General features: G+C 63.5%; 29 protein-coding genes. 17 read left to right on the top strand and 12 right to left on the bottom strand.

The window, feature by feature from the left end; all coding sequences use genetic code 11:
* Positions 1-3 precede the first annotated feature (3 nt).
* A complete protein-coding gene (gene pdxA / locus EPJ54_RS01560; RefSeq protein ID WP_135209913.1) occupies positions 4-1008 on the top strand; it encodes a 4-hydroxythreonine-4-phosphate dehydrogenase PdxA in 1005 nt (334 codons plus the stop codon).
* Positions 1005-1895: a 16S rRNA (adenine(1518)-N(6)/adenine(1519)-N(6))-dimethyltransferase RsmA gene (gene rsmA, locus EPJ54_RS01555; protein WP_135209912.1), complete on the top strand. Its 891-nt coding sequence runs from the start codon at positions 1005-1007 to the stop codon at positions 1893-1895. Before pdxA ends, rsmA begins: the two co-directional genes overlap by 4 nt.
* Before the next feature lie 12 nt (positions 1896-1907).
* Here rsmA and EPJ54_RS01550 read toward each other — a convergent pair whose 3' ends face one another.
* The 6 genes from EPJ54_RS01550 to gatC form a co-directional block, all read right to left on the bottom strand.
* A complete protein-coding gene (locus EPJ54_RS01550; RefSeq protein WP_135209911.1) occupies positions 1908-2333 on the bottom strand; it encodes a DUF3126 family protein in 426 nt (141 codons plus the stop codon).
* Between the two features lie 74 nt (positions 2334-2407).
* Positions 2408-2689, bottom strand: coding sequence for a hypothetical protein (locus EPJ54_RS01545; RefSeq protein ID WP_135209910.1), 282 nt, complete (start codon positions 2687-2689; stop codon positions 2408-2410).
* Positions 2690-2698: 9 nt separating this feature from the next.
* Positions 2699-3148 carry a hypothetical protein gene (locus EPJ54_RS01540; RefSeq protein ID WP_135209909.1) on the bottom strand — a complete coding sequence of 150 codons (450 nt, stop codon included), beginning with the start codon at positions 3146-3148 and terminating at the stop codon, positions 2699-2701.
* Entirely contained in the window at positions 3148-4626 is a 1479-nt protein-coding gene (gatA, locus tag EPJ54_RS01535) for an Asp-tRNA(Asn)/Glu-tRNA(Gln) amidotransferase subunit GatA (protein WP_135209908.1), read from the bottom strand. The genes EPJ54_RS01540 and gatA overlap by 1 nt, the downstream gene beginning before the upstream one ends.
* A 17-nt stretch (positions 4627-4643) precedes the next feature.
* Positions 4644-5099, bottom strand: a complete 456-nt coding sequence (locus tag EPJ54_RS01530) for a GNAT family N-acetyltransferase (RefSeq protein ID WP_135209907.1) — start codon at positions 5097-5099, stop codon at positions 4644-4646.
* Positions 5096-5386 (bottom strand): Asp-tRNA(Asn)/Glu-tRNA(Gln) amidotransferase subunit GatC, encoded by a 291-nt coding sequence (gene gatC / locus EPJ54_RS01525; RefSeq protein ID WP_135209906.1) that lies wholly within the window; start codon positions 5384-5386, stop codon positions 5096-5098. Before gatC ends, EPJ54_RS01530 begins: the two co-directional genes overlap by 4 nt.
* A gap of 173 nt (positions 5387-5559) precedes the next feature.
* Here gatC and ruvX point away from each other — a divergent pair, with 173 nt between their 5' ends.
* Complete coding sequence (ruvX, locus tag EPJ54_RS01520) at positions 5560-6030, top strand: Holliday junction resolvase RuvX (protein WP_135209905.1); 471 nt, start codon at positions 5560-5562, stop codon at positions 6028-6030.
* Entirely contained in the window at positions 6027-6944 is a 918-nt protein-coding gene (locus tag EPJ54_RS01515) for an AEC family transporter (protein WP_135209904.1), read from the top strand. The genes ruvX and EPJ54_RS01515 overlap by 4 nt, the downstream gene beginning before the upstream one ends.
* A gap of 140 nt (positions 6945-7084) precedes the next feature.
* Here EPJ54_RS01515 and EPJ54_RS01510 read toward each other — a convergent pair whose 3' ends face one another.
* Complete coding sequence (locus tag EPJ54_RS01510; protein WP_135209903.1) at positions 7085-7333, bottom strand: hypothetical protein; 249 nt, start codon at positions 7331-7333, stop codon at positions 7085-7087.
* A gap of 161 nt (positions 7334-7494) precedes the next feature.
* Here EPJ54_RS01510 and EPJ54_RS01505 point away from each other — a divergent pair, with 161 nt between their 5' ends.
* From EPJ54_RS01505 to dprA, 7 genes are read left to right on the top strand one after another with little or no spacing between them, the layout of a single operon-like run.
* Positions 7495-8487, top strand: coding sequence for an aspartate carbamoyltransferase catalytic subunit (locus EPJ54_RS01505; RefSeq protein ID WP_135209902.1), 993 nt, complete (start codon positions 7495-7497; stop codon positions 8485-8487).
* Positions 8487-8636, top strand: coding sequence for a hypothetical protein (locus tag EPJ54_RS19670; RefSeq protein WP_167755524.1), 150 nt, complete (start codon positions 8487-8489; stop codon positions 8634-8636). The genes EPJ54_RS01505 and EPJ54_RS19670 overlap by 1 nt, the downstream gene beginning before the upstream one ends.
* Entirely contained in the window at positions 8633-9916 is a 1284-nt protein-coding gene (gene pyrC, locus EPJ54_RS01500; RefSeq protein WP_135209901.1) for a dihydroorotase, read from the top strand. The genes EPJ54_RS19670 and pyrC overlap by 4 nt, the downstream gene beginning before the upstream one ends.
* Positions 9917-9926: 10 nt before the next feature.
* On the top strand, positions 9927-10259 hold the full coding sequence (locus EPJ54_RS01495) for a hypothetical protein (RefSeq protein WP_135209900.1): 333 nt from the start codon (positions 9927-9929) through the stop codon (positions 10257-10259).
* 53 nt (positions 10260-10312) lie between these two features.
* Positions 10313-11014: a glycerol-3-phosphate 1-O-acyltransferase PlsY gene (plsY, locus tag EPJ54_RS01490; protein WP_135209899.1), complete on the top strand. Its 702-nt coding sequence runs from the start codon at positions 10313-10315 to the stop codon at positions 11012-11014.
* 21 nt (positions 11015-11035) lie between these two features.
* Entirely contained in the window at positions 11036-11236 is a 201-nt protein-coding gene (locus EPJ54_RS20355; protein WP_420823029.1) for a hypothetical protein, read from the top strand.
* Positions 11220-12128 (top strand): DNA-processing protein DprA, encoded by a 909-nt coding sequence (dprA, locus tag EPJ54_RS01485; protein ID WP_239590709.1) that lies wholly within the window; start codon positions 11220-11222, stop codon positions 12126-12128. Before EPJ54_RS20355 ends, dprA begins: the two co-directional genes overlap by 17 nt.
* Here dprA and EPJ54_RS01480 read toward each other — a convergent pair.
* Complete coding sequence (locus tag EPJ54_RS01480; RefSeq protein ID WP_135209898.1) at positions 12097-12285, bottom strand: hypothetical protein; 189 nt, start codon at positions 12283-12285, stop codon at positions 12097-12099. The two genes, dprA and EPJ54_RS01480, sit on opposite strands and share 32 nt — an antisense overlap.
* Positions 12286-12513: 228 nt before the next feature.
* Between EPJ54_RS01480 and topA the strand changes: the two genes are divergently transcribed.
* From topA to EPJ54_RS01460, 4 genes are read left to right on the top strand one after another with little or no spacing between them, the layout of a single operon-like run.
* Positions 12514-15150: a type I DNA topoisomerase gene (gene topA / locus EPJ54_RS01475; RefSeq protein ID WP_135209897.1), complete on the top strand. Its 2637-nt coding sequence runs from the start codon at positions 12514-12516 to the stop codon at positions 15148-15150.
* Between the two features lie 21 nt (positions 15151-15171).
* Positions 15172-15651, top strand: a complete 480-nt coding sequence (locus EPJ54_RS20350) for a DUF4279 domain-containing protein (protein WP_135209896.1) — start codon at positions 15172-15174, stop codon at positions 15649-15651.
* 1 nt (position 15652) lies between these two features.
* A complete protein-coding gene (rnr, locus tag EPJ54_RS01465; protein WP_135209895.1) occupies positions 15653-17947 on the top strand; it encodes a ribonuclease R in 2295 nt (764 codons plus the stop codon).
* Between the two features lie 21 nt (positions 17948-17968).
* A complete protein-coding gene (locus EPJ54_RS01460) occupies positions 17969-19288 on the top strand; it encodes an APC family permease (protein WP_135209894.1) in 1320 nt (439 codons plus the stop codon).
* Here EPJ54_RS01460 and EPJ54_RS01455 read toward each other — a convergent pair.
* Genes EPJ54_RS01455 through EPJ54_RS01440 form a run of 4 tightly spaced genes read right to left on the bottom strand, consistent with a single transcriptional unit; the run spans position 19272 to position 23089 of the window.
* A complete protein-coding gene (locus EPJ54_RS01455; RefSeq protein WP_135209893.1) occupies positions 19272-20426 on the bottom strand; it encodes a GNAT family N-acetyltransferase in 1155 nt (384 codons plus the stop codon). The genes EPJ54_RS01460 and EPJ54_RS01455 overlap by 17 nt on opposite strands.
* A 4-nt stretch (positions 20427-20430) precedes the next feature.
* Complete coding sequence (locus tag EPJ54_RS01450; RefSeq protein ID WP_135209892.1) at positions 20431-20892, bottom strand: RidA family protein; 462 nt, start codon at positions 20890-20892, stop codon at positions 20431-20433.
* A gap of 45 nt (positions 20893-20937) precedes the next feature.
* Positions 20938-22200: a DNA polymerase IV gene (locus EPJ54_RS01445; RefSeq protein ID WP_135209891.1), complete on the bottom strand. Its 1263-nt coding sequence runs from the start codon at positions 22198-22200 to the stop codon at positions 20938-20940.
* A 1-nt stretch (position 22201) separates the two neighbouring features.
* Positions 22202-23089 (bottom strand): ROK family protein, encoded by an 888-nt coding sequence (locus EPJ54_RS01440; RefSeq protein WP_135209890.1) that lies wholly within the window; start codon positions 23087-23089, stop codon positions 22202-22204.
* Between the two features lie 134 nt (positions 23090-23223).
* Here EPJ54_RS01440 and EPJ54_RS01435 point away from each other — a divergent pair, with 134 nt between their 5' ends.
* On the top strand, positions 23224-23589 hold the full coding sequence (locus tag EPJ54_RS01435; RefSeq protein WP_135209889.1) for a response regulator: 366 nt from the start codon (positions 23224-23226) through the stop codon (positions 23587-23589).
* A gap of 10 nt (positions 23590-23599) precedes the next feature.
* On the top strand, positions 23600-24979 hold the full coding sequence (locus EPJ54_RS01430) for a PleD family two-component system response regulator (RefSeq protein WP_135209888.1): 1380 nt from the start codon (positions 23600-23602) through the stop codon (positions 24977-24979).
* The last annotated feature ends 2 nt before the right edge of the window (positions 24980-24981 follow it).

The raw sequence follows: 24981 nt of genomic DNA, 5'->3' as shown, positions 1-24981 counted from the left end.
CTCATGAAGCCACTCGCCGTTTCGATGGGCGATCCCGCGGGGATCGGCCTCGAACTGGCCGCGCGGGTGTGGGCCGAGCGCCAAGGCGCGCCGCCCTTCTTCCTGGTGGGCGACGCTGGCGCGTTTGAGCGTGCAAGCGCGCGCCTTGGAGTGCCGAAACCCGCACTTCGCGTCATTGCGGACGCGGCTGACGCCGACGCAGGTGACGCGCTCTGCGTTCTGCAAACATCCATCGCGATCGAGGAAACGCCCGGCGAGCCGGATCCGGTCAACGCCAACGCCACCATCGCCGCCATCGAGAGCGGTGTAGCGGCCGCACGCGCGGGCGTCGCAAGTGGGCTCGTCACGCTGCCGATCGCGAAATCTGTTCTGCACACGGCCGATTTCGGCTTCCCGGGGCACACTGAGTTCGTCGCGCATCTCACCGCCAACGATGCGTGGGTGCACACGCGCGGCCCGGTGATGATGCTCGCGGGCGCCTCACTCAAAGTCGCGCTCGCCACCATCCACACGCCGCTGAAAGACGTGCCGGCCGCGCTCACTCGCGATCAGATCACGCACACCGCGCGTGTCGTCGCTGAAGCGCTGCGCCGCGATTTCGGCATTGCCTCGCCACGCATCGCACTCTGCGGACTGAATCCGCACGCTGGTGAAGACGGCCATATCGGCCGCGAGGAAATCGAGATCATTAACCCCGCCGCCGAACAACTCCGCGGTGAGGGCGTCGACATCAGCAACGCCCGCTCAGCAGACGCGCTCTTCCACGAAGAAGCGCGCAAAAGCTACGACGCGGTCATCGCGCTCTATCACGACCAGGGCCTCATCCCGATCAAGACGCTGCATTTCTGGGACGGCGTGAACGTGTCGCTCGGCCTGCCCATCATCCGCACCTCGCCCGATCACGGCACCGGCTTCGACATTGCAGGCAAAGGCATCGCGCGCGCAGATAGCTTCCGCGCAGCATTGCAGATGGCGTGGCAAATGGCCGAGCGGCGCGCGCAATCATGAACGCCGACGATCTGCCGACATTGCGCGGCGAACTTGAAGCGCATGGCTTGTGGGCCAATAAGGGCCTCGGCCAGCACTTCCTGCTCGACCTCAACATCACGCGCCGCATCGCCAAGACAGCGGGCGACATCGTCGGCAAGCCTGTGATAGAAATCGGGCCCGGCCCCGGCGGCCTCACGCGCGCCCTGCTCGAAGCCGGCGCCGATCCGCTGATCGTTATCGAAAAAGACCCCCGCTTCGCCCCGTTGCTGGAACCCTTGATCGAATGGAGCGAAGGCAAACTCCAAATCGTTCAAGGCGACGCGCTCAACGTCGAAGAAGCGACGCTGCTGGCTTCTCCCACGCTAGCGGGGGAGGTCGCGAGCGAAGCGAGTGGGAGGGGTGCGTGCGCAAGCGTGGTCTCCAATCTCCCCTACAATGTCGGCACGCCTCTGCTTGTGAAATGGCTCAAAGCCGGCGCATGGCGCGGCGACATGACTCTCATGTTCCAGAAAGAAGTCGCTCAACGCATCGTCGCCAAACCCGGCAGCGATGCGTACGGGCGCCTCGCCGTGCTCGCGCAAGCGCGCTGCCATTGCCGTCTCGAATTCACCGTGCCCGCGCGCGCGTTCACGCCGCCGCCTAAGATCGCTTCGGCAATCGTCCGCCTTACAGACCTCGCCGATCCCTATCCGCATCTCGACGCGCTCGAACGCGTGACGGGCGCCGCATTCGGCCAACGCCGCAAAATGCTCCGCGCCGCGTTGCGTTCACTCACGCCTGACGCCGAAGACTTGCTTCGCGCGGCCGACATCACCCCCACCGCACGCGCCGAAGAGATCGACCAAGCCGGCTTCCGCCGCCTGGCAGATGCGTGGATTGTGAAGACGTCCAAGGACGCCTTTTAGCGAGCGCCACTCTCATTCCTCGTCTTCGAGATCGATGTCCAAAATCGACATCGTGAGGAAATAGCCCTCGTCCTCGTCCGCGGACAATGTGCCGATGAATTCCTCACCGACATACACTTCAGCCGAATCCGTTTTCCGCGGCCGCGCGCGCACTTGCATGTCGGCTGATTTCAGCTTTTCACGCAGCACGCCTTGCAGACGCGCGCGTTCGGCATCATCGATCGGCGCATTCTTCTTGGCGCCCGCCGCACGCGGCAACGCCAAGCTGATCGAATACGACGTCTCACCCTCGTCCGTATCCTTGATGAGTTCGGCGACAACAGCGCCGGAAATCAGCACGTCAGCCTCTTCACCACCGCGCGCTTTCACCGACGCCGTCGGCGAACCCAGAACTCTGCTCAAATAGGCGCCGAGGCGCGTCACTTCCGCCTGGTTCACGACCGGCTCCTAATTTTGGAAGCCGGGAAACTCGGCTCTCGGGCGCGGAAGGTCAAGCGCCGGAAGCGTCTAAACTAGTCGAAATCCCAATGCGTGGCTTGGCGGCGCAGGTGGCGGCCGAACAGAAAGCAGGCCATGCCCAGCGTGCCGAACACGCCCATCACTGCAAGGTAATCCCACATGCCGTCATGGATGGCGTCCATCAACGTGAACGGCGTGTAGAGCGTGATCAGACCGATCGCGACTGCTGTCGCGACACCCGTCTTGATGAAGACGTCGCCAAAGAAAAAATTGCGATCGATCTCGCCGCGCGGACGACGTTCCGGTCTCGAAGCAGATACTTTGCGTTTGGCCATAACGCGACGCTAGCGGGATTCGGGGCGTTCCGTTTCCGCAACGTCGGGTGCACGCGCCACGACCATCACCATCCCGTGGCCACGCGGCAGCCCGCTCAGCACGCCTTCGAAACCATCGCCCGCAGCACGCCCCACGAAACGCACGACACTGTGCCTGCCACGCCCGCGCGCCGGCGTACCCGTTAAGGTCAGCGTGTCGCCCTTCACGTGACCTTCCCAGCTGAGATCATACGCCATGTAGCCCGCGCAACGCGGACATGGATCGACAACGCCAGCGCCACGAAGGCGCCCAGCTTCATCCTGCCTCAACTCAGCCCGGAAATAGCCGTCGCTCACGCGCGGCTCTTCCACTTCACGTCCAAGCCACACGCCGCTCAGATTCTGCGCTTGCTGCGCGTAGCTTGGCGTCGCGAAAGCGCTCGCCGCCAACACAACAAAAGCCAAAAGCACCGCGCGCATCACGCCCACCATTTCGCCGGCTTGGCGCGGAAGTTCGCCGCCTTCTCCAGCGCCGCACTCACGGCAAACACGCTCTCTTCGTCGAGCGCCTTTCCGATCACTTGCAGGCCGAGCGGCAAGCCGTTCGCATCGGTCGCCGCTGGCAAAGCCAAGCCGGGCAAACCCGCCAAATTCGCCGTCACCGTGAAGATGTCGTTCAAATACATCGCCACCGGATCAGCGCTCTTTTCGCCAAGCGCAAACGCCGCCGACGGCGTCGCTGGCGTCAGGATCGCATCCACGCTCTCGAACGCATCGCGGAAATCCTGCGCAATGCGCTGACGCACCTTCTGCGCGCGCAGATAATACGCATCGTAATAGCCGGCGCTCAGCACATATGTGCCAATCAAAATCCGCCGCTGCACTTCCTTGCCGAAGCCCGACGCGCGCGTGTTCTCGTACACGCTATTCAGATCCTTGCCCGCGACGCGCGCGCCGTAGCGCATGCCGTCATAGCGCGCGAGGTTCGACGACGCTTCCGCCGGCGCCACGATATAATAGGTCGGCAGCGCGTACTTCGTGTGCTTCAGCGAGATCGGCTTGATCACGGCGCCCGCATCCTTCGCCCACTCGATGCCTTGCCGCCACAAAGCTTCGATCTCCGGGGGCATGCCATCGACGCGATATTCCTCCGGCACGCCGATCGTCATGCCCTTGATCGAACGCTGACACGCGGCACGGAAATTCGGCGTCTCAACCGGCAGCGATGTCGAATCCTTCGGATCATGCCCCGCCATCGATTGCAGCAGGATCGCGCTATCCTCGACCGTCTTGGCGATCGGCCCCGCTTGATCGAGCGACGACGCGAACGCGACAATGCCCCAGCGCGAGCAACGCCCGTACGTCGGCTTAATCCCAACTGTACCCGTAAACGCCGCAGGCTGACGGATCGAACCACCCGTATCGGTCGCGGTCGCGCCCAAGCACAAATCAGCGCTCACAGCGGAGGCCGAACCGCCCGACGAACCACCCGGCGTCAGCTTCGCGTCTTCATTGCCGCGCCGCCAAGGCGACACCACCGGACCAAACTTCGACGTCTCGTTCGACGAGCCCATCGCGAATTCGTCCATGTTGAGCTTGCCCAACATCAGCGCGCCGTCGCGGAAGAGATTTTCCGTCACCGTCGATTCATAGGTCGGCGTGAATTCACCGAGCACGCCCGAACACGCCGTCGTGCGCACGCCTTCGGTGCAAAACAAATCCTTGATGCCCAGCGGCGCGCCCTCAAGCGGCCCAGCTTTGCCCGCCGCGCGCTTCGCATCGGATTCTTTCGCACGCGCGCGCGCCAAATCCGGCGTCGTCACCACATACGCATTCAGATGCGGATTGGCCTTATCGATCGCGCCAATGAACGCCTCGGTCAGCTCGACGGAGGAGAATTGCTTCTTCTCCATGCCATCAAGTGCTGCGGCCAAAGTGAGGGAGGTCAGATCAGTCATTCAATCACACACAAAACTTAAAGCGACTTCGCGTAGAACGCCGTCCAGGCGCTTGGCGGATAATCGAGCACGGGCTCGCAAGGCCGAAATCCGCCGCGCTCATAGACGCGCTTGGCCGCATCAAAATTAGAACCGGTTTCCAGCACCACGCGCGACAGGCCTTCCTGTCGCGCCAGCGCTTCGATGCGTTCGAGGATCGCGCCGCCCACGCCCAAACCACGCGCGCTCGGCTTCACGAACATGCGCTTCACTTCGCCCACGCCGTCATGCCGGCGCAACGCACCCATGCCCAAAGTGGCTCCGCTTCCATCTCGCGCAACGAACAAAGTCGTATCCGCCTGCGCCATCTGCTCGACCGTCATGTGATGACGGAATTCAGCCGGCGTCAGCTCGTAGGTGAATTCATTCAACGCCTGCACCAACGCCCGCACGTCATCCGAGAGCGGCGTTTCGGTGGCGATGGTGAAGCTCATTCCACCACCTTCGGCACCACGAAGAAGCCGTCTTCGCTCTTCGGCGCGTTCTTCAGCACCTTCCCCGGATCGTTCCCGGCCGTCACCACGTCATCGCGCATCGGCAGACTCAAGCCCTCGACCGCGCTGGTCATCGGTTCGACGCCCTCGACGTCGACCTCGTTGAGCTGCTCGATCCAGGCCATGATGCCATTGAGCTCCGCCGCCATCGGCGCGACGCGATCCTCGGGCAACGCCAGCCGCGCCAGCTTGGCGACCTTACGGACTGTTTTTTCATCGATAGACATGCGCCGGGGCTTAAAGCCGCCCGCCGCAGGGTTCAAGGGCGCGCCCCGGCGCTAGGCGCCACGACACGCCCACAGCCGTCAAAAACAACACCGGCGCCTATGGACCGCTGGCGTCTCGCCGGCCTACGCCTCCGCTGGCCGGCGAGACGCCGGCGGTCCATACAAACGCCGCTTTGCCCCTTCTCGACCTCCCCGCCTTTGCCGCCGCCTTACCGCCACGCGCGGCCATCATGGGGCTGGACCCTGGCCAGAAGCGTATCGGCGTCGCCGTCAGCGACACTACGCTTTTGATCGCCTCGTCGCTCGACACCATCGCCCGCAGCAAATTCGCCGCCGACGCGGACGCCATCCTTAAACTCTACGACGCGCGCCAATGCGCCGGCTTCGTCATCGGGCTTCCTTTGAACATGGACGGCACGAGCGGCCCCTCGGCGCAAGCCGCGCGCGCCTTCGCCCGAAACATGCTGGCCAAGCGCGACGTCCCGCTTCTGCTCTGGGACGAGCGCCTCTCCACCGCCGCCGTCACCCGCACTTTGATCGAAGGCGACGCCTCGCGCCGACGCCGCGGCGAGGTCGTCGACAAAATGGCCGCCGCCTACATGCTCCAAGGCGCGCTGGACGCCATGCAGGAGCGCCGCACGTGAGCGACGTCTTCGGCGCACTCATACCAACTTTCATCCTCATCGCCCTCGGCTGGGCCGTGCGCGCGGGGCGCATCGCCACGTCTGAGCAATTCGGCATGGTCAATCGCTTCGGCTATTTCGTGCTCTACCCGGCGTTTCTGTTCACACTGATCTCGGGCGCGGATTTCTCCAGCAGCGACACGCTGCCTTTTCTCGGCGGAGTGCTCGGCGGCTTTCTTGCGCTCGCCGCGCTGGCGCTTGGTTTGCGACTCATCTTTCGCGGCGACGGCCCAGCCTACACGAGCGTGTTTCAAGGCAGTTTGCGCTGGAATGGTTTTGCACTTCTAGCAGCAGCCCCCGCACTCTACGGCCCCGAAGGCCCCGAACTCATCGGCCTTGCCTTCGGGCCGCTCGTGCTGATCCTCAACATTATCTGCGTCGCCGTACTGGCGCGCTGGGGCGCGGCGCGCGCGACTTCGATGCGCGCGGTGCTCGACCAGATCATCGCCAATCCGCTGATCATCGCCTGTGCATTCGGTCTCGTCACAAATTTCGCCGGCATTCACGATCTGAGTTCCGCCAGCGATGCACTGAGCTTGCTTGGTCAAGCGGCGATGCCGATCGCGCTGATGTGCGTCGGCGCAGGCCTGGATTTCGGCGCGCTGCGCGCTTCAGCCGCGAAAGTCGCAACCGCCTGCGGCATGCGGCTCTTCCTGGCGCCAACTTTAGTATGGGCCGCATGCATGCTCACCGGCGCGAGCCCGCTCGCCACCGCTGTCGCGGTCGGCATCGGCTCCACGCCGACAGCCGCCGCCGGCTACACGCTTGCGCGCGAAATGGGCGGCGACGCCCAACTCATGGCCGCCATCATCACCGCCTCCACGATCGTCTCCTTCATCACCATGCCGATCGCTATCGGCTTAGCGATGCCCTGACTCTCATCCTCCCCGCTCCGCGGGGAGGTGCTGAGCGCAGCGAAGCGGAGGGGGAAAGTCCGCCAAAATGTAAGCGCCTTCTCGCCCCCTCACTCGCTTCGCGACAGCTCCCCCGTAAACGGGGGAGCATCAAACCAGCATCACTCCCGAAACGGCGCCACCGGCGTACTCCGCCCCACCACCATGCTCGCATCCTCCTCGAACCCCGGATGGTTCGTCGGATCGACCACGTACGTGTTCGCCTGCGTCATCGGCTCAAGCGGCGCACGCGCCACGTTATCCACAGCCTGCGCTTGGCCTGCGCCAAGTCCGGCCACCACAGCCGCCAAAGCCAGCCCAACCGGCCGCAGAGGCATGCTTTCACCGCGATTTTGGTGCGATTTGCTCATCACACGCTTCCTTCTCTCAGCCCTAAACCCTGCCCGGTCTCGAAATGAGAACAAAACGGATACAAGCCGGAGTCGAAGGCGGCAATAGGGCTGAAACGAAATTGTTTGTCATGGCTTCGCCACGCTTGCTCCGAGTCCGCCACACGGCTTAACAAGCGCGCATGGCTCAGCGACCGACTGGCGTGAAAACATCCGAAGCAAGCGCAAGCCCCGCCCGTTTCCGCTCTAAGCATCTATTGGCGATCGGCGACCTCAATCGTTTCGAAGCCGAACAACTCCTCGATCGCGCCGAGACGTTCGAGCCGCTGCTCGAACAGAAAGTCAAAAAACTCGACACGCTGCGCGGCCGCACGCTGATCAATCTCTTCTTCGAAAATTCCACGCGCACGCAAAGCTCGTTCGAACTCGCCGGCAAGCGCATGGGCGCCGACGTCGTCAACATGAGCGTGAAGAGCTCCAGCGTCGCCAAGGGCGAGACGCTGATCGACACGGCGGCCACGCTCAACGCGATGCGTCCGGATCTGCTCGTCGTGCGGCACGGCTCTTCGGGTGCTGCCGCATTGCTCGCACGCAAAGTCGATTGCGCCGTGATCAATGCCGGCGACGGCAAGCACGAACATCCAACACAAGCTTTGCTCGACGCCTTCACCATCCGCCAACGCCTCGGCAAGATCGAAGGCTTGAACATCGCCATTTGCGGCGACGTGCTGCACAGCCGTGTCGCCCGCTCCAACGTGGCGCTGCTCAACATCCTCGGCGCAAACGTCCGACTCGTCGGCCCGCCGACGCTTATGCCCACCGGCGCCGAGCGTTGGGGCGCGACCGTGCATCACGACATGCGCGCCGGCATTAAGGACGCCGATGTCGTCATGATGCTGCGCGTGCAGCGCGAGCGCATGGATGGCGGCTTCTTCCCGAGCGCGCGCGAATTCTTCTGGTTCTACGGCCTCGACGAAGACAAACTCAAATTCGCCAAGCCCGGCGCCCTCGTCATGCACCCCGGCCCTATGAATCGCGGCGTCGAGATCGACTCGATCGTCGCCGACGATCCAAAAATCTCGCTGATCGAAACGCAAGTGCGCATGGGTGTAGCCGTACGCATGGCCGTGCTCGAAGCTTTGGCCGAACCTGGCTCCAATCAGGAGACGCGCTGATGTGGCTCTTTCTCTTGTGGTGGGCGGTCGATGATCATCTGGCCCAAGCGCTCAACGCGCCCGGCCTCGGCACGCTGCCGATCTGGGTGCCCTTCATCATCGCCATCGCGTTCTCGACAACTCTCAACGTGGCGCTGAAGAAGTCGTGAGCACCAAACCCACCCTCATCAAAAACGCGCGCCTGATCGATCCCGCCAAGAGCAAGGTCGAAGACGGCGCCATTCTTTTCGCCGACACCATCCTCGATGTCGGTAATGTCGCCAGCGCGCCCGACGGCGCCACCATCATCGACGCAGACGGCGCGCACTTAGCGCCTGGCCTCATCGATATGCGCGTCACTATCGGCGAGCCGGGCGCCGAGCACAAAGAGACCTTCAAATCCGCCGGCCGCGCCGCAGCCGCTGGCGGCGTCACCACAATGGTTATGACGCCCAACACAACACCGGTCATCGACGATCAAAGCTTGGTCGATTTCGTGCTCCGCCGCGGCGTCGATCGCTCCGGCGGCGTGCACATTCTCCCAGCCGCCGCACTCACCAAGCATCTCGACGGCGAACTCATGACCGAGATCGGCCTCATGGCCGAAGCCGGCGCCGTGCTCTTCTCCAATGGCGACAAGCCCATCGTCTCCAGCCGCGTGCTACGCCGTGCGCTCTCCTACGCCACCGCGTTCGACGCGCTCGTCGCCAATCGCCCCGAGGATCAATACCTCGCCGAAGGCGGCGTTATGCACGCGGGCGAACTCGCTGCGCGCTTGGGTCTGCCCGGCATTCCCGACATCGCCGAAAGCATCATGGCCGAGCGCGATCTCACACTTGCCGAAGTAACTGGCGGGCGTCTGTTGCTCGACATGATCTCCGCCGCACGCACGTTGCCCGCGCTGAAACGCGCGAAGGACAAAGCCGTGAAGGCCGTCGCCTCCGTCAACGTCCACCATCTCGTGCTGAACGAAAACGACGTCGACGGCTATCGCTCCTTCGCCAAACTCAGCCCACCTTTGCGCAGCGAAGACGATCGCAAAGCGCTGGTCGACGCCATCGGCTCTGGCCTCATCGACGTCATCGTCTCCGGCCACAACCCACTTCCCGCCGAAGAAAAGCGCTTGCCCTACGAAGAAGCCGCCTTCGGCGCCGTCGGCCTTGAAACGCTGCTCGCTGGCGCGCTCACGCTGCACCACAAGGGCGATGCTTCGCTCAACACCATCATCCGCGCGATGACGTTGCGCCCGGCCGAAATCCTCAAACTGCCACAAGGCCGCCTCACCAAAGGCGCGCCCGCCGATCTCATCCTCATCGATACCGGCGCGCCCTACAAACTCGACGCAGACCATCTCCGCTCTAAATCGAAGAACTCGCCCTTCGACGAAAAGCTGCTGCAAGGCATCGTCGAAACGACCTTTATCGCCGGCAAGACGGTGTTCACCGCTTAAGGAGGCAAACATGCGCGTATTGGTGTTGAGCGCTTTGATGCTTGGCTTGGCTGCGTGCGCTTCGTCTCCGCCGATCGGCCCTGGCGACCCCGGCCCCAATGGCACGCCGCCGCCGATCCCGGTCGATGGCCCGATCGCGTATCGTTGCAGCGACGGCACCCAACTCATGGTCGATGTCGAAACCAATAGCGCCCGCGTCGCCATCATCGGCGGCCCGGCGATGGTGCTGCCGCGCGCGGGCGACAGCTATTATTCAAACGGTCGCTACGGCTTCCGCGGCGGCGGCGCCAACGGCCAATGGGAAGTCGGCCGCGCCGCCCCAGTAACTTGCCGCGGTAGCTAACACACAAACTCCCCCTCTCCACAGATCGCGTCGCGCCTGTTAGAGACCTCAGGGTGCTGGTGTTCGCTTTCATACTTGCCGCTGCGGGCGGCTATCTCCTTGGCTCGATTCCGTTCGGGCTTGTGCTGACCAAGGCTGCGGGCCTGGGCGACATACGCAATGTCGGCTCCGGCAATATCGGCGCGACCAATGTGCTCCGCACCGGCCGTAAGGACATCGCGCTCGCCACATTGCTGCTCGACGCCGGTAAGGCCGCGATCGCTCTACTGCTCGCGCGCGCATTCGCTGGCTTGGCCGGCATCCATGACGAACCGCAAATGCAGATCGGCCTCGTCGCCGGCGGCGCTGCGTTCATTGGCCATTGCTTCCCGGTCTGGCTGCAATTCAAAGGCGGCAAAGGCGTCGCGACATTCTTCGGCGTGTTGTTCGCGGGCATCTGGCCGCTTGGCATCGTCGCTGGCATCACCTGGCTCGCGACCGCGACGATCTTCCGCTATTCGTCGCTCGCCGCACTTTGCGCCGCCGCCATTGCGCCGATCATGTCGTTGATCGCGGGATACCAATGGTGGGAGACGCTCTTCGCGTTCGTGCTCGCAGCACTCATCTTCTGGCGTCATGCAGCCAACATCGCGCGCCTGCGCGCCGGCACAGAACCAAAGATCGGCGCAAAGAAGGAGGAAGAAGCGGCAGCGCCAGTCGTTGCCGAAGCGCCCCCGCCAGCGCCCGCGCCAAACCCTGAACCCAGCGCGGAATGAACCGCACGCTATCGCGCCCGGATCGCTGGGGCGCGACTGGCGCGCACACAAAGAGTCGGCGCACTCACCTTCCACCGCCTGCTCGCGCGCTTCAAAACCGCAAGCGCTGGGCTAGACGCGTTGCCGCGCATCTCCCGACCTCGCACCGCCGCGCGTCGATGGAATCGAACGCGAACTCGACGGCGTCGAAAAGCTCAACGCGCGCTTGGTCGCCTCGTGTGAGCCCGATTACCCGCCGCTGCTCGCACAGCTCGACGCGCCACCGCCACCTATCGCCATTCGCGGCGATGCGACGTGGCTGAAGAAACCCACCATCGCGCTCGTCGGGTCACGCGAGGGCTCAGCCGCCGCGCTCATGTTCACCGAGCGCCTCGCCGTCGATCTTGGCGCCGCTGGCTTCACCGTCGTTTCCGGTCTCGCGCGCGGCATTGATGCCGCTGCACACAAGGGCGCACTCGCCTCCGGCGCCGTCGCGGTGCTGGCGGGTGGGCTCGATCACCCGTACCCGCCGCAGAACCTCAAACTGCACGAAGCCATCTGCGAGCGCGGCGCCGTGATCGCCGAAGCGCCGCTCGGTACAATCGCGCGTGCGCGCGACTTCCCGCGCCGCAACGCAATCATCTCCGGCGTGTCGCGCGGCGTGGTCGTGATTGAAGCGGCGTTGCGCTCGGGCTCGCTCATCACCGCACGCGCCGCCGCCGATCAGGGGCGCGATGTGATGGCCGTGCCCGGTTCACCGCTCGACACGCGCGCTCGCGGCTCGAACGCGCTCATCAAGCAAGGCGCAACTTTGATTGAAAGCGCCGAAGACGTGATCGCAGCCCTCGGTGAAACAACACCATCGCGCCCGCTCTCCGCAGGGCCATTGTTCGAGGACGCCATAGAAGCGCCACCGCCATCGACGAAACTACAAAAGCAAATCCTCGACCTGCTTTCGCCAACGCCCGTGCACGTGAACGATCTTGCGCGTTTGTTGGACGCGCCCAGCGGCGCTGTTGCGGCAGCGCTCACGGAATTGGAATTAAATGGCCGCGAGCCTCGCTACCTGGCGGCTATGCAGCTTCGGCGAGCGCAAGCTTCAGCTAGACGGGTTCGTCCGTCCGGCCTTCGATGAACAACGACGCCGCCCGTTGCGCCCGCTCGAGCTGCGCGGCGACCTGCACTAGCCCTGCCCCGCGCGCCATGTCGGCCAGCTCCGCGGCGAATGAACTGACATAGGCTGCGACCTCTGACGGGTGGACAGGATCGGTGTTCACACTGTCATCTGGCATGGGGCAAGCGACTCAATTACCACTTACGGTTGTTCATAACAGCCGCTGATTGTATCGACCAGCGCTTTCTTATGCAGACGCCAACCCACTGACGGGCAAAGCTTTATTAGCTCCGCCCCGGCATAAGCGACGGATCGCCCCTATATCGGCGCGTTGACAGCCGGTATCGCGGCCCCCAGTTTCCGGCCCCGCTTCGGCCCCCAAAGCCCAACGAGAACTCCCTCAGACATGAACGTCGTCGTCGTCGAATCCCCGGCTAAGGCCAAGACAATCAACAAGTATTTAGGCTCGGACTATAAGGTCCTGGCCTCGTACGGGCACATCCGCGACCTCCCCCCAAAGGACGGTTCGGTGAAGCCGGACGAAGACTTCGCCATGGATTGGGAGATCGATCCCAAGTCGCGCCAACGGGTTAAAGACATCGCCGACGCCCTCAAGGGCGCCGACAATCTCATCCTCGCCACCGACCCTGATCGCGAAGGCGAAGCCATTTCCTGGCACGTGCTCGAGGCGCTCAATCAAAAGAAGGCGCTGAAGGGCAAGACGGTGAAGCGCGTCACCTTCAACGCCATTACCAAGCCCGCCGTCCAAGCCGCGATGGCCGCGCCGCGCGACATCGATATGGAGCTGGTGGACGCCTACCTCGCCCGCCGCGCGCTCGATTATCTCGTCGGCTTCGGCCTCTCGCCTGTGCTGTGGCGCAAGCTCCCGGGCTCACGCTCGGCCGGCCGCGTGCAATCGGTGGCGCTGCGCATCATCGTCGATCGTGAAGTCGAGATCGAGCGCTTCAAGCCGCAGGAATATTGGTCCGTCGATGCGGCGCTGCAGAGCCCGCGCGGCGAAAGCTTCAGCGCGCGCCTCTCGGCGTTCCAAGGCAAGAAACTGAAGCGCCTCGACATCGAGAACCAAGCCACCGCGTTCGCTGCTCGCGATGCGATCAAGGCCGGTAAGTTCACCGTCAGCGCCGTCGAAGCCAAGCCCACCAAGCGCAATCCGCCGCCGCCGTTCACGACATCGACGATGCAGCAAGAAGCCGCGCGCAAGCTCGGCTTCAACGCCTCGCGCACGATGCAAACCGCGCAGCGTCTCTACGAAGCCGGCCACATTACCTACATGCGGACCGACGGCGTCAGCATGGACGAAGGCGCGATCCGCGAGCTCCGCACCGCCATCGGCAAGCAGATGGGCGCCAATTACGTGCCCGCCGAGCCGCGCAAATACGCATCGAAGATCAAGAACGCGCAGGAAGCGCACGAAGCGATCCGCCCGACTGATCCGTCGAACACGCCGCAACAGGTCAGCCTCGATGGCGATCAAGCGAAGCTCTATGATCTGATCTGGAAGCGCGCCGTCGCCTCTCAGATGGAAGCGGCCTCGCTCGAACGCACCAGCGTCGATTTCACTGAACCGAGCGGCAAAGTCGAACTCCGCGCCACCGGCCAAGTCATCCTCTTCGACGGCTTCTTGAAGCTCTATCAAGAAGGCCGCGACGATGAGGAAGACGAAGAAAACCGCCGCCTGCCGCAATTGAAGCAAGGCGAGAGCGTGAAGGTCGAGGACGTGAAGGCCGACCAGCACTTCACCGAGCCGCCGCCGCGTTATTCCGAAGCGAGCCTCGTCAAAAAGCTCGAAGAACTCGGCATCGGCCGGCCTTCGACCTACGCGGCGATCCTCGAGAAGCTGCGCGAGCGCAATTACGTCACGATGGATAAGAACCGCTTCATCCCAGATGATCGCGGCCGCATCGTCATCGCCTTCCTCGAAAATTTCTTCGGCAAATATGTCGAATACGATTTCACCGCCGACCTTGAAGAGAAGCTCGACGAAGTCTCCGCCGGCGAACTCAATTGGAAAGCGCTGATGCGCGACTTCTGGAAAGACTTCAGCGGCGCCATCGCCGACACGGGCGATCTGCGCATCACCCAAGTGCTCGACACGTTGAACGAAGTGATGGGCCCGCACATCTTCCCAGCGAAGGAAGACGGCTCCGATCCGCGCACCTGCCCGCTCTGCGGCGTGGGCCAGCTTTCGCTGCGGCTCGGCAAGTTCGGCGCCTTCGTCGGCTGCTCGAACTACAATGGCGAGCCACCGTGCAAATACACGCGCCAGCTCGCCGGCAGTGAAGATGCTGAGCAAGCCATTCCGTCCGACGGCCTCATCATCGGCGAAGGGCCCAACGGCCCGGTCGTGTTGAAGAACGGCCGCTTCGGCGCGTACTTCGAAACGCCCAACCCGAACGACCCCGACAAGCCCAAGCGCGCCAGCGTCCCGAAGGGCCGTTCGCCAACGGACGTCGAACTCGAAACCGCGATCAAATTGCTATCGCTGCCGCGTGAAATCGGCATGCATCCGAGCGAGAACGAATTGATCGTCGCCAATATCGGCCGCTTCGGGCCGTACATCAAAATGGGCAATCTCTATGTGAACCTGCCCGGCGCCGACGACGTGCACGAAATTCAAATGAACCGCGCCGTCGCTTTGATCGAAGAGAAGAAAGCCGGCGGCGGCAAAGGCCGCTTCGGTCGCGCCGCGCCCGCGCCGTTGAAGGAGCTTGGCGAAAGCCCCGTCACCGGCAAGCCGGTGCGCGTGCTGAGCGGCCGCTACGGCCCCTACATCAATGACGGCGAAACCAACGCCAACGTGCCGAAGGAAAAGAAGCCGGAAGACATCACCTTTGACGAAGCGCTCGCTCTCCTAGCCGCCCGCGCCGAAGCCGGCGGCGGCAAAAAGAAAAAGAAAGCGCCGGCGAAGAGGGAGCCTGCTGCGAAGAAGGCCGCTGCGCCGAAGGCGGCGAAGAAGCCGGCAGCCCCCAAGAAAGCCGCCGCGAAAAAGCCAGCGGCTAAGAAAGCTGCGAAGAAGGCGTGACACAACCTTTCCTTCTCCCGAATGGGCGGGAGAAGGTGGTCGCGAAGCGACCGGATCTCCCCCTCGCGGTGGAGAGGTGACACATTGCCCGCAATGACTCTCTCGCTTACCTTTTCGATTTGGTCTGAACAATACGCGCCGGACGAAATCACGGAGCGGCTCCGCGCCCCTCCGGACGGAACCGCTATCCGTGGTTTAGATCAGGCGCCAGTACGCTATGCCCCTCCGAAACATGGTTGGCGCCTCATAACAGAGACGGAAGCGGACCTGCCTGCCGAGGACTTGCTCTCGCAACTCCTCGCGCGAACGCAGGCCCTTGGTGATGCGCTTGTCGAATTGAGAACCAGAGACTCGGAGTTAGAGGTTCGAATTACTCTCTATTTCGACCGTGCATGCCCAGACGCATCGCTCGAATTGTCACCAACCATAATCGCCAATCTCGCGCGCCTCAAAGCGCTGCTATTCATAGACAGAGTCGACCTCTCGACTGGACATCATTGATATGCCCAAACGCCCACCCAACTTCCCTGAGCCCCTCACCCGCGAGCGCGTGCTTGAGGCGATCCGCAAATCTGGCGGCAAGGCGCAGAAGCGCGACATCGCGCATGAATTGGGCATTGGGCCCGAGCAGAAGAAAGAGCTCCGCCACATCCTGCGCGAGTTGGAAGAGAGCGGCGCGCTCGGCCGCACCGGGCGTAAGTCTTACGCGGACGCCAACGCGCTGCCTGAATCCGGCGTGATGGATATTGTCGACCGCGATCCGGACGGCGAGTTGCTCGCGCGCATGCGTGGGCCGGAAGGCTATTTCGGGCCGACGATCCGCCTCGCCCCCGGCGAGGCGCGGCGCATGAAAGGTGAAGCGGCGATCGGGATCGGCGACCGCGTGCTCGCTCGCATCGCGCGCGGCGACGACGGCGCATTCGAAGCCCGCGTCGTCAAACGCCTCGGCCAAAGCGCGCATCGCATCCTCGGCGTCTATCGTGCCAACAAAGATCCGCGCGTGGTGAGGTACGGCGGCGGTCGCGTCGTCCCAGCTGACCGCAAAGCGCGCCACGATCTCATCATTGAATCGCAGCACGTCGGCGACGCAAAGGACGGCGATCTCGTCTTCGTCGAACTCGCGCCTGAGCGCGGCCCCGCACATGGCCCTAAGCGCGGCATCGTCAAAGACGTAATCGGCCGTGAAAGCGATCCGCGCGCGGCTTCGATCCTGGCGATGCATACGCACGGCATCACCGAAGGCTTTTCGCCGGAAGAAGAAGCGCAAGCCAACGCCGCGCAAAAGCCCACGCTCAAAGGCCGCACCGACCTGCGCGACGTGCCGCTCGTCACCATCGACCCCGAGGACGCGCGCGATCACGACGACGCCGTCTATGCTTCGCCCGATACGGACGAGAAGAACCAAGGCGGCTGGCGCGTCTGGGTCGCCATCGCCGACGTCGCCGCTTACGTGCAACCCGGCTCGCCGCTCGATCGCGGCGCCTGGCGGCGGTCGAATTCCACGTACTTCCCGGATCGCGTAGCACCCATGCTGCCGGAATCGCTCTCGGCCGATCTCTGCTCATTGCGCGAGAACGAAGAGCGCGCGTGCTTGGCGGTCGAGATGATCTTCAATCGCGATGGCCAAAAGATCCGCCACAAATTCGTCCGCGGCCTGATGCGCTCGGCGGCCAAGCTCTCCTACGAACAAGCCCAAGCCGCGATCGACGGCAAGCCGAACGAAAAAACCCAGCCGCTGCTGGAGCCGATCCTGAAGCCGCTCTGGGAAGCCTATGCGTGCGTGTGGGCCGGCCGCTTGAAGCGACAGCCGCTCGAGATCGACGCGCCCGAGCACAAGATCATTTTCAAGGACGGCAAAGTCGCCGGCGTGAAGCGGCGCGAGCGTTTCGACGCGCACAAGCTCATCGAAGAATTCATGATCCAGGCCAATGTCTGCGCGGCGGAAACGCTGGAGCAGAAGAACCGCCCGCAAATCTTCCGCGTCCACGATCGCCCGAGCGATGAGAAGATCGCTTCGCTTTCGGACTTCCTACCCACCGTCGATATGTCCTGGACCAAGGGCCAGAACGTCACTGCGGCGCGCTTCAATCGCATCCTGCATTTGGCCGAAACCTCGCCGAACAAGGACATCATCAACGAGGTCGTGTTGCGCACTCAGTCGCAGGCCGTGTATTCGCCCGACAATATCGGCCACTTCGGCCTGAACCTCGCGCGCTATTCGCACTTCACCTCACCGATCCGCCGTTACGCGGACGTCACCATCCATCGCGCTTTGATCCGCGCGCTGAAGCTCGGCGACGACGGCGCCACGGACAAGGAAGAAGAGCGCTACGTCGAAACCGCCGAGCACATCAGCGAGATGGAACGCAAATCGATGGCGGCCGAGCGCGACGCCACGGCGCGTTATATCTCCGCCTTCCTGGCCGATCGCGTCGGCAACACATTCGAAGGCCGCGTCACCGGCGTCACCCGCTTCGGGCTCTTTATTCGCTTGGACGAAACACAAGCCGATGGCTTGGCGCCCATCTCCACGCTCGGCAACGAACGCTGGGTGCATGATGAAACCGCGCACGCGCTCGTCGGCGAACAAACCGGCCAACGCTTCCCGCTCGGTATGCGTGTTGAAGTGCGCTTGGACGAAGCCACGCCGATCAGCGGCGGCTTACTCTTCACCGTGCTCAGCGATCCGCTCGAAGCGATCCTCGGTTGGCGCAAATCGCGCACGAGCCGCCAAGGAAACCGCGGCGGCGGCGGCTTTCGCGATCGTGATACGAAACGCGGCAAACGCCGGCGCTAGCGCCCCTAACCGGCTTCGTGCATGCTCGCCGAAGACGGGGGCGGCATGAGCGAACAAGCGGGCAAACCTTTAGGCTTCTGGTCGTGTTGGTCACTCACGGTGGGCTGCATGATCGGCTCCGGCGTGTTCATGTTGCCGACGCTGCTCGCGCCTTATGGCTTGCTCAGTTTCGGCGGCTGGATCATCGCCGGCGGCGGCTCGATCGCGCTGGCGTTGATCTTTGGCCAGCTCGCCGCACGCACCAGCCGCAATGGCGGGCCGTACGCGTACTCGCGCGCCGCCTTCGGGGACCTCACCGGCTTCCTCATGGGGTGGGCCTATTGGCTCTCCTTCCTGATGGGCATCCCCGTCGTGGCGATCGCGTTCGTTGGCTATCTGACCGTTTTCGTGTCGGCGCTGAACGACAATCCCGTCGGACAAGCCTTGAGCGCACTTGCGTTGATCGGCGTGTTCACGCTCATCAACATTCGCGGCTTGAAGGAAATGAGCGCGGCGCAGATCGCGTTGACGGTGCTGAAGATCGTGCCGCTCGTTGCGATCATCGGTCTTGGCTTCACCGTCGGTACGCCGGCGAACCTGCCAGCTTTCAATCCATCCGGCGAACCTGTCATCGCCGCGCTCGCGGCCGTTGCACTGATTGCGCTCTGGCCATTCACCGGCTTCGAGGTCGTGACCCTGCCCGCAACCAACGTGAAGGATTGCGAACGCACCATTCCGCGCGCGCTCGTGACTGGCATGATCACGGTGGTCGTGATCTACCTTAGCGCCACCGCCGCCGTGATGTTGCTGGTGCCGCCCGCGCAGCTCGCGCAATCGACCGCGCCGTTCGCCGAAGCCGCCCGCGCGTTTGGCGCGTGGGGGCCAAACTTCATCGCCGCGGGCGCACTGATCGCGACGGCCGGCACGCTGAACGGACTCATTTTCACATGCGGGCAAATGCCGATGGCCGTTGCGCTCGATAACCTCGCACCGCGTTGGCTTGCGGCGACGACAAAGGGCGGCTCGCCGTATCTATCGTTGCTGCTTTCGTCGACACTGGCGTCGCTGCTTCTGCTTTTGAACTATTCGCGCGGCCTCATCGGCGCGTTCACATTCTTGCTGATGATGGCGACGGCGCTGGGGCTGATCTATTACGTTGTGGTCTCGCTGGCGGAGCTACGGCACTCCGCGCGCTCAGCGCCGGCTTGGGCGGCGATCGCTGTGATCGGCTTGGTCTATTCGCTGTTCGCCGCGTTTGGGTCAGGCCTTGAGGTGTTATTCTGGGGCGTCGTGCTGATGGCCGTCGGCGTGCCGCTGCACTATCTGCTGCGCCAGCCTACGCCGGCTATTCGGACTTCTTGAACGGTGTATGCTCGGCGAGCACTTCGGCCTCGTTCACGATCGCCGGCGTCTCTGCTTCCAGATAGCGCGCGATCGCTGTGCGCAAACCCGGATGGGCAATCCAGTGAGCGCTATAGGTCGGCGCAGGCACATAACCGCGCGCGAGCTTGTGATCGCCCTGCGCGCCGGCTTCCACGCGCGGCAGCTTGAGTTCAATCGCGACGTCGATGGCTTGGTAATAGCAAAGCTCGAAGTGCAGGAACGGCACGTCCGCGACGCGGCCCCAATAACGGCCATAGAGCGCATCGCCGCCAATCATGTTGAGCGCGGCGGCGATCGGCGTGTCATCGCACTCGGCGATGAACAACACGCATTTGTCGCGCATGCGCTCGCCGAGCAGATCGAAGAATTTGCGATTGAGGTACGGCGAGCCCCATTTGCGTGAGCCCGTATCCATGTAGCATCGGAAGAAAAAATCCCAGTCATGGGCTTTGATGTCGTCGCCATGCAGGCGTTTGATGCGCATCCCTTCACTGGCGCGCTCACGTTCGCGGCGGATGGTTTTGCGCTTCTGCGATGAGAGATCCGCGAGAAAGTCGGCGAAGCTCGTATAGTCGTGGTTGAACCAATGATATTGGAGGCCGACGCGCGTGAGATAGCCGAGCGATGCGAGGCGTTGGCACTGCTCTTCGCTGGCGAACGTCGCGTGCACCGAGGATGCGCCGGCGCGCTGCGCGAGGCCAATGGCGCCCTGTGCGAGAGCCGCTTCCATAGCGGCGTCGCGCGCGAATATCCGACGGCCGGGCACGGGTGTGAACGGTGCGGCGCATTGCAGCTTTGGATAATAATTGCCGCCGGCACGGTGCAACGCATCGGCCCAAGCGTGATCGAACACGTATTCGCCGTAGGAATGATCCTTGGCGTAGAGCGGCATGGCGCCGACGATTGCGCCGCCGGCTTCGCGCGCGACCAGGTGCGCGGCTTGCCAACCGCTGGCGGCGGTCGCGCAGCCGCTCTCTTCGAGCGCTTGCAGAAAATCCCAGGAGAGAAAGGGATCAAACGGCGTATCAGCGGGATTGGCCAAGCCATCCCACACATCACGCTCGATATTGGCGAGGTCGCCAATTACGGAGATCGAGAGCGCGTCCGTGCCGTCCATAGCGCTAGTCTATTTCAAAAACGCCATCGACTTCGACTGCGAAATCCAGTGGCAAATTCGCGACGCCTACTGCCGCGCGCGCGTGCCGGCCCGCCTCCCCGAACACAGCGACCATGACGTCGGAGCAACCGTTTACGACTTGGGGGATGGGGCTGAAATCGGCCGTCACATTGACGAAGCCGCCCAGCTTCACCACGCGCTTGACACGATCCAGATCGCCCCCGCACGCCGCCTTCACTTGCGCCAGCAGGTTGAGGGCGCAGAGCCGTGCGGCTGCCTGGCCTTCCTCGACCTCAATCGCATCACCAAGCTTGCCCTTGATGCCGCCGCTCGCGTCCACCGAAACTTGACCGGAAACGTACACGAGATTGCCCGAGACCACGTACGGCACGTAGGAGGCCACCGGGGCCGGCGGCGTCGGCAAAGTGATGCCCAATTCCTGCAAACGCGCGTCAACCCGGCCCATCTGATGCTCCCTCAGCGTGTTGGACATCTACTAGCCGCACAATACTCACTCGTCATCCCACTCCGCCTTCAGCGCCCGGCCCGTTTGCACCGCGTCTTTGCCGAACTTGCTGCGCGCCTTGGCGATGGCCGCTTCTGCGGCGGCGCGCTTGGGGGTTTCGGTGTCGAGCATGTCGCCTTTATCGGCGTCGGCGGGGTCGCTGAAATCGGAGAGGCCGACGCCGATCAGCCGATATTTGGTGCGGCCGTCGGCGTCGCCGGCCAACAGCTCGCGCGCGGTTTCGAAGATACGATGCGCGAGCAATGTCGGCTCCGGCAATTGGCGCCGGCGCGTGACGATCTTGAAGCGCGTGTCCTTAAGCTTCAGCGTGAGCGTGCGGCCCGCGGTCTCAGCGGCGCGGCAGCGGGCGGCGACCTTCTCGCAGAGCGGCCAGAGAATGTCTTCGAGCGCTTCGATGTCGGAGACGTCTGCAAAGAAGGTGGTCTCCGACGAAATGCTTTTACGCTCGCCGTTCGGGTCGACGATGCGGGGATCGTCGGCCATCGACAGCGCGAACAGATGCGCGCCCCAATCGCCGTAGAGCGCGCGCATGCGCTGCGGGCCGACGAGGCGAATGTCGCCGATCTTCTTTAAGCCGTTGCCCTCAAGCGCGGTCGCGCCCGCCGGGCCAACGCCAGGGAGCGTGGAGACGGCGCGGCTTTGAAGGAAGGCCAACGCTTCGCCGCGACCGATGACGGAGAAGCCGCGCGGCTTGTCGAGATCGCTGGCGGTCTTGGCCAGGAATTTGTTGAAGCTGAGCCCGATGGAAACGGTGAGCCGTCGTTCTTCCCAGATCTTGTTCTGTAGCTTGATCAAGGATTGCGCCGGCGAGCCGCCGTGCAGCGCTTCGGTGCCGCTCAAATCCATGAAGGCTTCATCGATGGAGAGTGGCTGCACCTGCGGCGTCAGATCCTCCATCATGCGGCGGATGGTGCGGCCTTCCTCCACGTATTTGCCCATTTCGCCGTGCACGACTTTGGCTTGCGGGCAGAGCTTCAGCGCTTTGAACATCGGCATGGCCGAGCGCACGCCGTACGCGCGAGCGACGTAGCAGCAGGTCGAAACAACGCCGCGTTTGCCGCCGCCGACGATGACCGGATGCGGCTCCAGGCTTGGATCATCGCGTTTTTCGATGGAGGCGTAGAAGGCGTCGCAATCGAGGTGGGCGATGGAGAGCTGGTTGAGCTCAACGTGCTCCACCGGCAAATCCTCGCCGCAGACGCAGCCTGCGCCTTCGATGACGCGCGCGCAGGCGCGGCAGAGCCTCATCTCAGGCCGCTTCCTCCGGCGTGAACAGCCAAGCCGCGCCGCGCACGCCTGAGCTATCGCCGTGCATGTTCTTGACCACTTTCGTTTTCACCACGTCCGAGAACACATGCGCGATCAGCTTGCCGTGCACGCTTGGATATAGGCGCTCCACGTTCGACACACCGCCGCCGAACACGATCACGTCCGGATCGATGATGTCGATCACCACCGCGAGGCAGCGTGCGATTTTGTCGGCGAGATGATCGAGCGCGACGATCGCCTTGGCATCGCCAGCGGCGGCGGCTTGGTCGGCCTCGCGTGCGCTCATGCCGGCCCAGCGCTTGAAGCCGGTGCCAGAGACCCATTGCTCCAGACATTGCCAACGTCCGCACCAATCGCGCACCGGTGTTTCGTCGGCGCGCGCCCACGGCAATGGCGTGTGGCCCCACTCACCACCAACGCCGTTGACGCCTTCGATGGTCTTGCGATCGACGACAACGCCGCCGCCGCATCCTGTCCCGAAGATTGCGCCAAACACCACGCGCCCGCCCGCAGCTGCGCCGTCCACGGCCTCCGAGAGCGCGAAGCAATTGGCGTCGTTCTCCACGCGCACAGGCCGCGCGAGCGCGACCTTCAAGTCTTCCAAGAACGGTTTGCCGTTGAGCCACGTCGAGTTGGCGTTGCGCACCATACCGGTGACGGGCGACAGTGAGCCGGGCATCGCCACGCCCACCGCGCCGGCGCGCTTGCCTGTTTGCTGTTCGATTCGCGCCGTCAGATGGGCCACCGCCTGCACCGCGTCCGAATAGTTCCCAGGATTTGGCACACGCTGGCGCGCGAGGATTTCGCCATTGGAATCAAGCAGCGCCGCTTCGATCTTGGTGCCCCCGAAATCCACGCCTAGGCGCATGCTTCAATCCTTAAGGTCTTCTTAACAATACTGACGAGATTGCTGGTATTGCGATGGGTTGTTAAGGCCTCGGCGTTATAAGGCCGAGCTTCAGCCTATCTGGGCTCTCGGGGCCGCAAAAGCGAAGCGGGTAAATGGCCAAAACGGTTCTCATCGTCGAAGACAGCGAACTCAATATGAGGCTGTTCAACGACTTGCTGGAAGCCTTTGGCTACCGCACCGTCAAGACCAAAGACGGCCGCCAAGCCTTGCCGCTTGCCCGCGAGCACAAGCCTGACCTCATCATCATGGATATCCAGCTGCCGGAAATCTCTGGCCTGGAAATCACCGATCGACTGAAGAAAGACGAGACGCTGAAGCACATCCCGGTCGTCGCGGTGACGGCGTTTGCGATGCGCGGCGACGAGCAGAAGATCCTCGCCGCCGGCTGCGACGCCTATCTCTCCAAGCCGATCTCGGTGACCACGTTCCTCGAAACCATCCGCAAGTTCATCGGCTAGGAGGGCACGCTTGAGCGCGCGCATCCTTGTTGTCGACGACCTGGAAGCAAACCGGCGCTTGCTCGAAGCGAAGCTGACAGCGGACTATTACGAAGTGCTGATGGCGCAGCGCGGCGAGGAAGCCGTGCAATTGGCCAAGCGCGAGCGCCCCGACCTCATCCTGCTCGACGTGATGATGCCCGGCGGCATCGATGGCTATGAAGCCTGTCGGCGTCTGAAGGCGATGCCAGAAACGCGGCACATCCCAGTTGTGATCCTCACCACGCTCGATGATCGCGACAACAAGGTGCGCGGGCTGCAAGCGGGTGCGGAAGAATTTCTGACCAAGCCGATCGACGACGTGCAGCTGATGGCGCGGGTGAAGAGCCTGCTCAGCTTGAAGGTCGTCACCGACGAATTGCGCCTGCGCGAAGCCAATGGCCGCCGCCTGGGCGTGATCGAAGAAGAGCTGCGCCCCGATCCGCTCGAACAATTGCGGCTGAGCGCCGGCAACGTGCTCGTGGTGGACGACAACCCCACGCAGATCAAGGGCGTGCAGGCCGCGCTTGGTATCGAGCATCGCGTGACCGTTTTGGGCGGTGAAAACGCCGCTGGCGCGCCGGATTTGGTCGTGGTCTCGGTGGTCGCGAAAAGCTTTGATGGCTTCCGGGTGATCGCGCGCATGCGTTCCGGCGAGCCAACGCGGCATTTGCCGATCCTCGCCATCGTGGATTCCGATGATCGCAAGCGCGCCGTGCGTGCGCTCGAACTTGGCGCGCACGACATCATCACGCGCCCGATCGACGAGGACGAGATCATCGCCCGCGGCCGTACCTTGATGCGCCGTAAACGCTATATGGACGCGCTGCGCTCACGGCTCGATCAAAGCCTTGAATTGGCGATCACCGACCAGCTGACCAATCTCTACAATCGCCGCTTCATGAACGCGCAGCTCGGCCCACTGGTGCAACGCGCGCAATGCGGCGGCGATGCGGTGTCCGTGATGGTGATCGACATCGACCACTTCAAACAATGCAACGACACGTACGGCCATGACGTAGGCGATGCGGTGTTGCGCGAGTTCGCGGTGCGGCTCGCCACCAATACGCGCCCGTCAGACTTCGCCTGCCGCATGGGCGGCGAGGAGTTCGTGGTGATCATGCCGCGTACAGCAGGCGATATCGCCTGCTTGGCGGCCGAACGCTTACGCCGCCACATCTGCTCAAGCCCGTTCAATGTGCCAGGCGTACCGCTGCCGCTCGACATCACAGTCTCGATCGGCGTCGCCTGCGCAGAGCGCAACGACGACACCGCCGACACCTTGATCAAGCGTGCGGACGAGGCGCTCTACGAAGCCAAACGCGCCGGGCGCAACCGCGTCATCGGCCGCACCGGCGCGCAAGCCGCCTAAAG

The organism is Vitreimonas flagellata, from assembly GCF_004634425.1.
GTDB lineage: Bacteria > Pseudomonadota > Alphaproteobacteria > Caulobacterales > Aquidulcibacteraceae > Vitreimonas > Vitreimonas flagellata.
This window is presented reverse-complemented; position numbering and strand designations above follow the sequence as displayed.